Consider the following 13,134-nt stretch of genomic DNA (forward strand, 5'->3'; position numbering starts at 1 on the left):
TTGAATTTATAAATCATAAATTATGAGTAACGATAACAGGAAATTTATAGTTGATGAGCTGAGCGCTCTGATTGAAAAAGGCAATGCACATGCCTCTTTTGAGGATGCCGTTAAAGGAATTTCTATGGACCTGATTGGGGTTGTGCCCGATCGTTTACCTTATGGGGTATGGCATATGGCCGAACATCTGAGAATTACACAATGGGATATCCTGGAGTTTTGCCTGGGGCCTGATCACGAATCGCCGAAGTGGCCTGATGAGTACTGGCCGGAAGTGGGAAGGGAAGTTTCAAAGGAAACCTGGGATGCTACAATATCAGGATTCCGCAAGGACAGGCAGCGCTTTCTGGATCTGCTGAAAGATGAAAGCCGGGATTTGTATGCACCCTTTGCTTATGGGGACGGACAGAGTTTGTTCCGCGAAGCATTGCTGCTCGCGGACCATAACTCTTATCATGTGGGAGAGATTATCGTCATCAGGCGCTTGCTTGGCGACTGGAAATCAGGTTAACCGGCTCCTAAATCGACTTAACTGCTAAAGAAATCGTAGAGAATTTATTTTTTTTACGATTTTTTTAGCGTTTAAGCGCCTGGATTTTCCCCCGAACGGCCTGGTTGGATCCCATCCAGGCTAAAACGTTTTAAAGTTTATTAGCATGCTTAATTTACAGAACTGCCTGTTTAATTTTGCTGAATACTTCTATGTATTATAGAGATAAAACTGCCTCTGCATAGCTAAAAATAAAGCCTTTTAGTTAAATCGGGAACTGTGTCCCGATAAAATACCGGGAGCATTTATTAGCTTTACATTTTAATTCAAATATAAAATGTGTGGAATAGTAGGTTATATCGGCCATAGGGAAGCCTGGCCAATTGTCCTGAAAGGCTTGAAAAGGTTAGAGTACCGCGGTTATGACAGTGCCGGTATTTCATTGATTAGTGAACATAGCCTGAACATCTACAAAAAGGTAGGTAAGGTTCAGGAACTGGAGAACTTCAGTGCCGGCAAAAACTTATCGGGCACGATAGGAATGGGACATACCCGTTGGGCTACCCATGGTGTTCCGTCTGACAGAAACTCACACCCGCATACTTCCAATGATGGCCGCCTGGCGATCATCCACAATGGGATCATAGAAAATTATGCAGTACTCAGAGAAGAACTCTCGCTGAGAGGGCACCGCTTTAACAGTGATACGGATACGGAAGTGCTGATCCACCTGATTGAGGAGATCTATAAAAAAGAAAATATTGACCTGCTGGAAGCCGTTCGTCTGGCTCTGCACCAGGTAAGCGGTGCTTATGCGATTGTGATCATGGACGAAGAGCAGCCTGATCAGCTGATTGCAGCCCGCAAGGGCAGTCCGCTGGTAATTGGTGTAGGTACCGGTGAATACTTTATAGCCTCGGATGCTACGCCTATCATCGAATATACCAAAAATGTGATTTACCTGAATGACAACGAGATCGTCCTGGTTAAAAGAGAAGAACTGGTGATCAAGAGGCTGGATAATCTAGTGCAGACACCGTACATCCAGGAACTGGAGCTGAAGCTGGAAATGCTGGAAAAAGGCGGATACGAGCATTTTATGCTAAAGGAGATTTTCGAACAAACACGATCTATCCGCGACTGCCTCCGCGGCCGTATTTACGCCAATGAAGGCAGGGTACAGCTGGGAGGAATTAAAGAATACGCGGATAAGCTTAAAAATATTGACCGGATCATCATCGTAGCCTGTGGTACATCATGGCATGCGGGACTGGTTGGGGAGTACCTGATTGAAGAATATGCGCGGATCCCTGTTGAAGTGGAGTATGCTTCTGAGTTCAGGTACAGGAATCCCATTATTACAGAAAAAGATATTGTCATAGCCATCTCTCAGTCGGGCGAAACTGCAGATACCATGGCGGCAATCCAAATGGCTAAGGAAAGAGGCGCTACGATTTTTGGTGTGTGCAATGTAGTAGGCGCCTCTATTCCGCGGCTAACGCATGCCGGTGTGTATACGCACGCGGGACCTGAGATTGGTGTGGCTTCAACAAAGGCTTTCACCGCGCAGGTAACAGTGTTGACACTGATGGCGTTTTATATGGCACAGCAAAAGGGTACACTTACCCAGGCGAAACTCGTGGAGCTGCTGACGGAACTGGATCATATCCCGGAAAAAATTGAAATAGCACTGGAATCGAATGAACTGATCCAGGAGATCGCGCATAAGTTTAAAGATTCGAGGAATTGTCTGTTCCTGGGCAGGGGTAGTGGTTTCCCTGTAGCCCTGGAAGGGGCTTTGAAGCTAAAGGAGATTTCTTACATTCATGCCGAAGGGTATCCCGCTGCCGAGATGAAACATGGACCTATCGCGCTGATCGACGAAGAAATGCCGGTGGTGGTGATTGCGACAAAGAATTCTTCGTATGAGAAGGTGATCAGTAATATCCAGGAGGTTAAGGCCAGAAAGGGCATTGTGCTTGCAATAGTTACTGAAGGTGATACTGAGGTGCGTAGCATGGTGGATTTCTGTATTGAAATACCTGATGCAAGTGAGGCGTTTTTGCCTTTGCTGGCGACGATCCCGCTGCAGTTACTGGCTTATCATATTGCGCTTTTACGGGGCTGTAATGTTGATCAGCCCCGGAATCTGGCAAAAAGTGTTACAGTTGAATAACTGACACAAAACCACAGCATTATTTGTAAACTAAGATGCGATAGTCGCAGTAGTTCTGCTTATAGTAATCTTCCTTACGGTTTCGATGATCCCTGTTTTGTCATATCCGCAGATAGCCCAGAGCTCTGCCTGCTCCCCATGTTCAACAACTTCGTCAGGCATTCCTAAGCGGATTACGCTGGCCTGGTAGTTATGATCAGCCATAAATTCGAGCACTGCTGAACCCATTCCGCCCTGAAGGCAGCCGTCTTCTACAGTAACTATCTTTTTGTAGCGTTTAAACACATCGTGCAGCAATGCTTCATCCAGTGGTTTTACAAAACGGATATCGTAATGGGCCGGGTGAATGCCTTCAGCATTGAGTTCTTTACAGGCTTCAACAGCAAAGTTTCCAACATGTCCGATAGTAAGGATAGCAACATCTTCGCCATCACATATTTTACGGCCTTTGCCGATTTCTATAGCTTTGAACGGACGTTTCCAGTCGACCATTACACCTGAACCCCTTGGGTAACGGATAGAGAAAGGGCCTGCATCTTTAAGCTGGGCGGTGTACATCAGGTTCCTGAGTTCTTCCTCATTCATTGGTGCAGCTACGGTCATATTAGGGATGCAGCGCATATAAGCAAGGTCGTACGCACCATGGTGAGTAGCACCATCTGCACCGGCAACACCGGCACGGTCAAGACAGAAGACAACGTTCAGGTTCTGGATCGCCACATCATGGATCACCTGATCATAGGCACGCTGCATAAAGCTCGAATAGATATTGCAAAATGGAACCAGTCCCTGAGTAGCCAGTCCGGCAGAAAACGTTACGGCATGCTGTTCTGCAATACCCACATCAAATGCACGGTCGGGCATCGCTTTCATCATGATATTCATCGAAGATCCTGAAGGCATAGCAGGAGTGATTCCTACGATATCTTTATTGCCTTCGGCAAGTTCTACCAGAGTATGCCCGAAAACGTCCTGATATTTTGGTGGCTGAGGTTTATCAACAATGGATTTCTTGATTTCGCCGGTCATTTTATCAAACAGACCCGGTGAATGCCATTTGGTCTGATCCTTTTCTGCCAGTGCAAAGCCTTTTCCCTTTACGGTTACGCAATGCAGCAGTTTAGGGCCGGGAATATCCTTAAGGTCTCTGAGGATAGCCGCCAGTTTTTTGACATCGTGACCATCAACAGGGCCGAAATACCTGAAATTCAGTGCTTCAAACAGATTGCTTTGTTTAAGCAGTGTACCTTTGATACTTTTCTCGATCTTTTTAACGAACGTATGGGCATTTGGGCCCAGTTCCGAAAGTTTGATCAGTACGCTTGATATATCATCGCGGAAGCGATTGTAAGATTTTGAAATGGTAATGCTCGTAAGGTATTCCTTTAGGGCACCTACGTTTGGATCGATTGACATACAGTTGTCGTTCAGGATCACGAGCAGGTTGGAATTTTCAATTCCCGCATGGTTGAGTCCTTCAAAGGCCATTCCTGCTGTCATAGAGCCATCGCCGATTACAGCTACGTGCTGACGGTCGTTTTCTCCTTTATAGTGAGAGGCTACGGCCATGCCCAAAGCTGCAGAGATAGAAGTGGAAGAGTGGCCTACACCGAAGGTATCGTATTCACTTTCGCTGATCTTTGGGAAACCACTGATACCATGCAACAGGCGGTTGGTATGGAAGACAGATTTTCTGCCTGTAAGGATTTTATGTCCGTAGGCCTGGTGGCCGACATCCCAAACGAGCTTGTCATAAGGAGTGTTGAGTACATAATGTAAAGCAACAGTAAGTTCTACCACACCAAGACTGGAGGCAAAGTGCCCGCCATTAACACTCACTACATCAATGATATACTGACGTAGTTCCTGGCTGATCTGCTCCAGATCATCTTCTTTATACTGCTTTAAATCAGCAGGGTAATTTATGTTCGGTAGTAATGGAGTGGTAAAATTTTCCATGCAGTGGTTAGTAGACAACAATATACAAAGTACGTGATTTTAGTTAATAAAACCGCAAAATATTAGTCTTTCCGTCAATTGCCTCCAAACGTGTTTGCAGGATGACATAATTATGCCCTTAAATTCAGCAGGAAATCATTATTTTTGCGAAAATTATATTTTAATAAATGGAAAGAGATACTTTAATCTTTGATTTGATTGACAAGGAATTAGATCGTCAGGAGAATGGCCTTGAGCTGATCGCTTCAGAGAACTTTGTAAGCAGACAGGTAATGGAAGCTGCAGGTTCAGTGTTAACAAACAAATATGCTGAAGGCTTGCCAGGCAAACGTTATTATGGCGGTTGCCAGGTAGTTGATGATATTGAGACCATTGCTATTGAGCGTGCGAAAAAACTATTTGGCGCTGCATGGGTAAATGTTCAGCCTCACTCTGGTGCACAGGCTAATGCTGCTGTAATGCTTGGTGTATTGCAGGCTGGTGATAAGATTCTTGGATTTGATCTTTCACATGGCGGTCACTTAACGCATGGTTCTCCGGTTAACTTTTCAGGAAAATTATACCAGCCCCTTTTTTATGGTGTAGGTAAAGAAGACGGACTGATTGATTATGCAAGGCTTGAAGAAGTAGCTCTGGCAGAACGTCCAAAGTTAATTATCTGTGGTGCGTCTGCTTATTCAAGAGAGTGGGATTATGCATTTATCCGCAGTGTAGCTGATAAAATCGGTGCATTGGTGCTGGCTGATATCTCTCATCCTGCAGGATTTATTGCCAAAGGTTTACTGGCAAACCCACTTCCACATTGCCATATCGTTACTACTACTACGCACAAAACACTTCGCGGACCACGTGGAGGAATGATCATGATGGGCAAAGATTTCGAAAATCCTTTCGGATTAAAAACTCCTAAGGGTGAAACCCGTATGATGTCATCTGTGCTGGATATGGCTGTTTTCCCGGGAACGCAGGGCGGACCACTGGAACACATCATTGCTGCAAAAGCTATCGCTTTTGGAGAAGCACTGAGTGACGACTATTTAGTATATATCAAACAGGTACAGGCAAATGCCCAGGCTATGGCCAAAGCTTTTGTAGCTAAAGGATATGGTATCATTTCTGGCGGAACCGATAACCACCTGATGCTGATTGACCTGAGAAATAAAAATATTACCGGTAAAGTTGCTGAAAATGCGCTTGAAAAAGCCGATATTACGGTGAATAAAAACATGGTGCCTTTTGATGATAAATCACCATTTGTAACTTCAGGAATTCGTGTTGGAACCGCTGCTATTACTACCAGAGGTCTGAAAGAAGAAGAGATGGGACAAATAGTTGACCTGATTGATCAGGTGTTGACAAACCCTGAAGATGAGGCTCATCTTGCTGCAATAAAGAAACAGGTAACTGCCCTGGTTGCCCGTTTCCCATTATATAAATAAAAACAAGGGTTAAAAACCAAAATGCAGGAAAATCCGGGAGTATCGTCATCAACTGAGCAGGACAGGCTGAATGCCTTAAATGCTTATCATATCCTGGATACTCCTGCTGACAGTAATTTTGATAACCTGGTTAAATTAGCCACACAAATATTTAGTATGCCCATTGCCTTTATCTCTCTTATTGATGAGAAAAGGCAATGGTTTAAATCTTCTATCGGCCTGGACACGCCGGAGATGCACCGGAACGATTCGTTCTGCGAGCAAACCATCCAGGAATGCAATGTCATGGAAGTTTGCGATACTTTACTGGACAGCCGATTTAAAGACTATGCCATTGTCACTGAAGAACCTTATGTCCGTTATTATGCGGGATCTCCGCTGATTGACGAAGATGGATTTGCGCTCGGCACTTTATGTGTAGCCGATACGAAACCGGGTAAGCTGTCTGACTTGCAGAAAGATATTCTATGCAATCTGGCTAAAGAAGTGATGGTACACCTGAAACTGAAGAAAAGGGATCAGGAAATTGCAGCAAATGCCCTCCGTGTGGAGGAAAGTAAAAAGGTTGAAAACGACCGGATGAAACTCTCCTTTGTTGCCAGTAAAATTAACAATGCAGTAGTGATCAATGACGCCAATAACCTGGTGACCTGGGTAAATGCTGCATTTGAAAAAATTACGGGATTTACGCTGGAGGACGTAAAAGGCAAAAGGCTGGGGGACCTCATCGTAGGGCCAAAAACGGATATGGAGCTGCTGGAAGAGGTAAGGCACCTCACTGAACAACGGCAGTCGTTCACCATTGATATGTTGGCCTACCGTAAAGACAAGCGCGAAATCTGGCTTTCAGTATACAACACCGTTGTACTTGATGAAGAAGGCAATGTGGATGCTGAAATAGAGATCATCATTGACATTACCGATAAAAAGAAGGCTGAAGAAGAACTGATGGTACTCTCACTGGTAGCGAGTAAAACCGATACAGGGGTAAGCATCCAGGATAAGGAAGGAAGAACTACCTGGGTGAACAAGTCGCTCGAAAGAATGACCGGCTACACGCTGAAAGAACTGCGCGGGCATCAGATGGGCAATATTATGTCGCCCGATTTTGATCAGGAGCTGATACAGACTTCGCGGGATAAGAGTAAAAACAATCAGTCATACAGTATAGAAGTACTTGGTGAAAAGAAGGATGGCACCCCCATCTGGTTTTCTATCTCCAACACCCCTATTTTGAACAGCAGGGGCATGGTTGAACGGCAGATTGATCTGATTTCTGACATTACCCAACGCAAGCAGGTAGAAAAAGAGATGTTTGAAGCCAAGGAACAGGCGCTGAAACTGAGTCAGGCCAAGCAAATGTTCCTTTCTGTAATGAGCCATGAAATCCGTACACCACTGAATGCCGTGATTGGTATGACCCACCTTCTGCTGGATAATGATCCAAAGATCTCGCAGATTGACGATCTGAACATTCTGAAGTTCTCAGGAGAGAACCTGCTGCATATCATCAATGATATCCTGGACTTTACCAAGATAGAGACCGGTAAGATGGAACTGGAGATTTTCCCTTTCAGCCTGAAAACGCTGGCCAATGACATTATCAATTCCTTACAGGTTAATGTTAAGAAGAATAGCAACGAACTGAGACTGGTGCTTGATCCGAATATTCCTGCCCAGGTTTCGGGTGACAAGAACCGGTTATACCAGATCCTGATGAACTTTCTGGGGAATGCCATTAAGTTTACAGACAGCGGGCTGGTGCAGCTGAGCATAAAGCTGGTGGAGGAGAATGACAAAGAATCTGTAATCAGGTTTGAGGTGCAGGATAATGGTATAGGTATACCCAAAGATAAACAGCATTACATCTTTGAAACCTTTACACAGGCAAAAACAGATATCTCAAGGAAATACGGAGGTACAGGACTGGGACTTGCCATCACCAAAAAACTGCTGGATATGTTTAATTCTGAAATCACTGTTGACAGTATTGAAGGAAAGGGCACGACCTTTTCTTTTGAAATGAAGTTCAGCAGGACGCATGAAAAATCGTTGGCGGCTGTACTGGGACCAGAAATGAGTGTGTTTATTGGTAAGAAGATTCTGGTTGTAGATGATAACGAGATCAATATCTTAATTGCCAAGCGTATCCTTAGCAAATGGGGACTGGAAATCGATTCTGCTATTAATGGCTATGAAGCGATAGACAAGATCATGAGCATCCATTACGATCTGGTCTTTATGGATATCAAAATGCCGGGCATCGACGGCTTTGAAACTACAGGTATCATACGTGACATCAGTGATCCTTATTATAAGGAAGTGCCTATCATCGCTTTAACCGCTTCAACCTTGAAAAATGACCATTACAAGTTCATGGAATGTGGGATGAACGGGCATGTGCTCAAGCCATTTAATCCTGAAGAGATCAAACAACTGCTTTCGGGATTCCTCTCAGTTGAGAAAGTAGAAAACTGATATCCATTATCCCATACATTTAAGAAGCCCTTTAACAGATAAAGGGCCGGTTTTTCTGTTAAGAAATGACCGACCCTTTTACCATCTAAATTAACGCTCTCGAATATATAAACGGAGATGTTTTGAAAATGTTTTATGCTTTATTAAATTTTTAATAAAAATTATTTTTACAAGCGCCATACTATTCTGCGAAGGCTATTGCGGCGATGCTCAGTTTGGTCAATCCGGTATCCAGCAGTACCTGCCCGCAGGCTTCGAGTGTTGCTCCGGTAGTGATTACATCGTCGACAAGGAGCACATGTTTGTCAGTCAGCTCCCCTGAATCCTGGACGCTGAAGACTGCTTTCATATTCTCGAAGCGTTTATACCGGTTTCTTTTTGTTTGTGTGCCTGTAGCCCGCTGCCGGATCAGCTGGGTAGTGCCTACAGGAATATGCATTACACTGGCTATGCCTTCGGCAATCATTCTGCTCTGATTGTAACCGCGGCTTCTTTCTTTTTTGGGATGTAAAGGGACTGGGATAATCAGGTCAGGTCTGGGTGAAGCAGTGACTAATCTCTCACCAAGTAATACGCCTAAGCGGAAACCCAGATCTGGCTGAGAGCGGTACTTTAGTTGGTGAATTAATTGCTGAACCTTTGTCCCTTTTCTGAAATACAGCATCGCCATCGCTGCCTGACAGTTGATTCTTCCCCAGAATAGTTTTGCTACTGCGTTTTCAGCGTACAGGTGGAAGTCCGTATAAGGCAGGTCATAAAGACAGGCTGTACAGATTTGTTTTTCTCCATGAAAAAGCTGTTTCCCGCAAGCTGCGCAGAGATCAGGAAACAACAGGCTGAAAAAATCTGATATATATTGTGTGAACGTGCTCATGCACACAATGTACTGCTGATTGCAGATAAACTGGTTGAGATTTACTGAGCTTCTTCTTCTTTGACTGCTAACTGGCCACAGGCAGCATCAATATCTTTCCCTCGGCTGCGTCTGATATTGGTATTTACGCCCTGGCCTTTCAGGTAGTTGGAAAATGCATCGATCTTATCGCCTTCGGCATTGATGAAATCTGCAAACTGGATGGGGTTATACTCAATCAGATTCACTTTGCAGGGAACGTGTTTACAGAACTTAGCCAGGTCTCTTGCGTCCTGTATCTCGTCATTGAAACCATTGAATACGATATACTCGTAAGTGACCGGGTTCTTGGTTTTAGCGAAGTAATATTTTAGCGCTTCTGCAAGTGCTGTAAGGGAGTTATGCTCAGTGATGGGCATGATCTCATTTCTTTTCTTATCGTCTGCCGCATGAAGTGACAGTGCAAGATTGAACTTAGCACCATCGTCACCGAGTTTGCGGATCATTTTAGCAATTCCGGCAGTAGAAACGGTAATCCTTTTGTATGACATATTTAGACCATCGGGAGCAGTGATGCGCTCGATCGATTTCATTACGTTGGCATAATTTAAAAGGGGTTCGCCCATACCCATATACACGATATTAGTTAGCGGGGCATTGTAATTCTTTTTGGCCTGGTCATCGATCAGTACCACCTGGTCATAGATCTCATCAGCATTGAGATTACGTTTTCTGTCCATGTAACCCGTAGCACAGAACTTGCAGGTTAAACTGCAGCCTACCTGTGAACTTACACAGGCTGTCATCCGTTCTTCCATAGGGATAAGTACACCTTCAACGATATTGCCATCGTATAGACGGAAGCTGCTTTTAATCGTATGGTCGTTGCTGAACTGCGAATTATTTACTGATACCACATTGATGGCGTAATTCTCATCCAGTTTCTTTCTCAAATCTTTGGACAGGTTGCTCATCTCCTCAAATGTGCGCGCAGATTTTTCCCATAGCCATTGGTATACCTGTTTGGCACGGTAGGCGGGCTCATTCATTGCTGTGAAGTGTTGCTGAAGCTGGACCAGGTTCAGTGAGCGGATATCAGTTTTAGTAAGTGTTGCAGGCATTTGATGCAAAGTTACCTAAAATTTGTAAGCCACCCAATATTTATAATGAGTTGACTTACAGATGGCATTATCATTTCGTGTTCATGCAGAGGGTATTATCTTTTCGGGCTTCTGGTTTTTCCTGCTGGTGCACCGGATTTTCCGTTTGAAGGTCTTACCGGTCTTCTGCTTGGACCATTGCTCTTGTTCCAGTCTGATGACGGTCCTGCAGGTTTATAAGATGAAGAACCTCCCGCTTTTGGTGCTGATGCCTTTGAAGGTCTTTCTGAGCCCTCTGCTCTTGCTGAAGCTCCTCTTGAAGATTTTCCGGAAGATGTTGCCCTGGGTGCTCTTGTTGCCGCAGCTTTCCCTTTTGATGGTCCCGCAGGTCTTGCACGTGAAGATGTTCTTTTCGGGGTTACGTTAACAAGATCTTCGTCTTCCTTAACAGCTTTTTTAACGATTCTTTTTGGTGTTTTATCTGCTGCGGAACTTGATTTGGCTACTAAATTATAGATATCTGTTTCTTCCTCGGGAGTCAGTTCTCTCCATTCTCCTACGGGAAGGCCTTTCAGGCTGATATTCATGATACGTACACGCTCCAGTTTGGTTACTTCAAAACCGAAGTGTTCGCACATGCGGCGAATCTGCCTGTTTAGGCCCTGGATCAGGATTATCCTGAAGACAAAAGGACTTTCTTTGATGACTTTACATTTTTTTGTCATCACCCCCAGCACAGGAACTCCCTTGGCCATGTTGGTAATAAACTGCTCTGTTAAGGGTTTATCAACTGTAACCAGGTATTCTTTTTCGTGATTGTTTCCTGCGCGAAGGATTTTATTTACCAGATCTCCATTATTGGTCATGAAGATCAGTCCCTGTGAATCCTTATCCAGTCTTCCGATAGGGAATACACGTTCGCTGTGGTTTACGTAGTCGACAATATTGCTTTTTACACCTGCTTCGGTAGTACTTGTTACGCCTACTGGTTTGTTAAAAGCCAGCAAAATAGAGTTTTCTGCCTGCTTAGGTTCGATACTCTGTCCGTTTACCGAAACCAGGTCCCCGAAATATACCTGATCGCCAACTTTGGCTTTCCTGCCGTTAATTAATACATTCCCCTGCTCTATATATCTGTCGGCTGCTCTTCTTGAGCACATTCCGCTTTCACTAATGTATTTATTTAATCGGGTGGTAGAATCAGACATAAACGTAATTAATTGATTTTCTTTTTACAAAGTAATCAATTTATACCCATATATGCTATCAAAATCTTTTAATAAGCCCATTTGACAGATTGGCTGATAAGTATTTGTAAACTTTTTGTAAGCTGAGTGTAATTCACTAATTTTATCAAAAAATATTGCATATGATACTTCCTTCTGCGCTGAATGATGTGGATAATAACCTGGTCAACCTGTTTCAACATGGTGACAAAGAGGTTTATACCAGGTTGTATAACAAATATGCACCCGCTGTTTTAGGCGTACTCAGCAGAATGGTCGGGGATAAGGTGGTCGCTGAAGAGTGTACAAACGATGCGTTTTGTACGATATGGGCCCAGCGGAAAGATTATGATCCCGCTAAAGAGCGTCTGTTTACCTGGATGATCAAGATTGCGAAACACTGTGCCGCCTGCCTGCCACCGGAAAAGAGAAACCAGATGGCCGATGAGATCCGCGAAGAAATAGATCTTGTTTATGCAATGGACATCAGAAGATACCTGCAGGATATGCAAAAGGAGCAGGGCGATAGCTTTGCTGCCGGCCTGGATGTAACAATCAGGGAAGCAATACATCTAATCTACTTTGAATCGTACAGCTTTGCTGGTGCAGCAGAAAAAATGAACATATCCGTTGACAGTCTCAGAGGAAAAATGATTCAAACAATTAAACAAATTAAGGGGTCATTACTGGCATGATGAATCTGGAGGATTTCATAACATCCGGAATTTTAGAACTCTATGTTCTGGGTCACACTTCCGATGAAGAGGATGCAGAGGTACTAATTATGTCCAGCAAGTTTCCTGCTGAGATTGCACATGAAATCCTGGAAATAGCTACCGCCCTTGAATACCTTGCACTTAAAAATGCTGTGGAGCCCTCAGCAAAGCTAAAGGAATCTGTATTGGCAAAATTCAGCGGGATGCCTGCAAATGATCCTGCCAGCCAGGAAACGGATGTAGCAGAGAAAAAGTCAGGGGCAGCAGCCGGAAGAAATGGCGCCGCAGAGAAAACTACACGGCCTGCAATTGAAATTCCGCGTTTAACCCCCTTTTCCAGGATCGAGGATTATACAGACTGGTTCGTTCCGGAAGATCTGATAACACCCGAAGGTTTTAAGGGCGTGCATTTGAAAATTCTTGGACATACTGCGGAAATGACCACGATGATCATTTGTGCCACAGAAATAGAAGGTGAAATCCATCACGATATTTATGAAAGACTGCTGGTGCTTGAAGGCACCTGTGATGTGATTATCGAAAATAAGGTTTTCTCGTTTCACAGAGGAGATCTGATTGACATTCCTCTCCACAAATGGCATGATGTAGTCATTCCCGAAGGAACGGTCTGTAAAGCTATCCTGCAAAGGATACCGGCATAATTTTGCGCCGTTTTTATCAGCTTTGACGGGAATAA

Annotated in this window: 10 protein-coding genes; 6 read left to right on the top strand and 4 right to left on the bottom strand. The window is 44.2% G+C overall.

Annotation, left to right across the window (positions count from 1 at the left end; genetic code table 11):
• Positions 1-22 precede the first annotated feature (22 nt).
• Together ABWY16_RS00850 and glmS are read left to right on the top strand one after the other, a co-directional pair.
• On the top strand, positions 23-511 hold the full coding sequence (locus ABWY16_RS00850) for a DinB family protein (protein ID WP_353902760.1): 489 nt from the start codon (positions 23-25) through the stop codon (positions 509-511).
• A gap of 316 nt (positions 512-827) precedes the next feature.
• Positions 828-2,666 (top strand): glutamine--fructose-6-phosphate transaminase (isomerizing), encoded by a 1,839-nt coding sequence (gene glmS / locus ABWY16_RS00855; RefSeq protein WP_353902761.1) that lies wholly within the window; start codon positions 828-830, stop codon positions 2,664-2,666.
• A gap of 30 nt (positions 2,667-2,696) precedes the next feature.
• On the opposite strand, the gene dxs is transcribed toward glmS, so the two are convergent.
• Entirely contained in the window at positions 2,697-4,625 is a 1,929-nt protein-coding gene (gene dxs, locus ABWY16_RS00860; RefSeq protein ID WP_353902762.1) for a 1-deoxy-D-xylulose-5-phosphate synthase, read from the bottom strand.
• Between the two features lie 167 nt (positions 4,626-4,792).
• On the opposite strand from dxs, the gene glyA reads away from it, so the two are divergent.
• Both glyA and ABWY16_RS00870 read left to right on the top strand, forming a co-directional pair.
• Positions 4,793-6,064 carry a serine hydroxymethyltransferase gene (gene glyA, locus ABWY16_RS00865; protein ID WP_353902763.1) on the top strand — a complete coding sequence of 424 codons (1,272 nt, stop codon included), beginning with the start codon at positions 4,793-4,795 and terminating at the stop codon, positions 6,062-6,064.
• Positions 6,065-6,085: 21 nt separating this feature from the next.
• Entirely contained in the window at positions 6,086-8,542 is a 2,457-nt protein-coding gene (locus tag ABWY16_RS00870) for a PAS domain S-box protein (RefSeq protein WP_353902764.1), read from the top strand.
• A gap of 181 nt (positions 8,543-8,723) precedes the next feature.
• On the opposite strand, the gene ABWY16_RS00875 is transcribed toward ABWY16_RS00870, so the two are convergent.
• The 3 genes from ABWY16_RS00875 to rluF form a co-directional block, all read right to left on the bottom strand.
• Positions 8,724-9,416 carry a ComF family protein gene (locus tag ABWY16_RS00875; RefSeq protein ID WP_353902765.1) on the bottom strand — a complete coding sequence of 231 codons (693 nt, stop codon included), beginning with the start codon at positions 9,414-9,416 and terminating at the stop codon, positions 8,724-8,726.
• Between the two features lie 41 nt (positions 9,417-9,457).
• Positions 9,458-10,516, bottom strand: coding sequence for a dual-specificity RNA methyltransferase RlmN (rlmN, locus tag ABWY16_RS00880; RefSeq protein WP_353902766.1), 1,059 nt, complete (start codon positions 10,514-10,516; stop codon positions 9,458-9,460).
• Positions 10,517-10,611: 95 nt separating this feature from the next.
• Entirely contained in the window at positions 10,612-11,703 is a 1,092-nt protein-coding gene (rluF, locus tag ABWY16_RS00885) for a 23S rRNA pseudouridine(2604) synthase RluF (RefSeq protein ID WP_353902767.1), read from the bottom strand.
• Between the two features lie 161 nt (positions 11,704-11,864).
• Here rluF and ABWY16_RS00890 point away from each other — a divergent pair, with 161 nt between their 5' ends.
• Positions 11,865-12,416 carry an RNA polymerase sigma factor gene (locus ABWY16_RS00890; RefSeq protein WP_353902768.1) on the top strand — a complete coding sequence of 184 codons (552 nt, stop codon included), beginning with the start codon at positions 11,865-11,867 and terminating at the stop codon, positions 12,414-12,416.
• A complete protein-coding gene (locus ABWY16_RS00895; protein WP_353902769.1) occupies positions 12,413-13,099 on the top strand; it encodes a hypothetical protein in 687 nt (228 codons plus the stop codon). The genes ABWY16_RS00890 and ABWY16_RS00895 overlap by 4 nt, the downstream gene beginning before the upstream one ends.
• The last annotated feature ends 35 nt before the right edge of the window (positions 13,100-13,134 follow it).

This window comes from Pedobacter sp. (assembly GCF_040513095.1).
GTDB lineage: Bacteria > Bacteroidota > Bacteroidia > Sphingobacteriales > Sphingobacteriaceae > Pedobacter.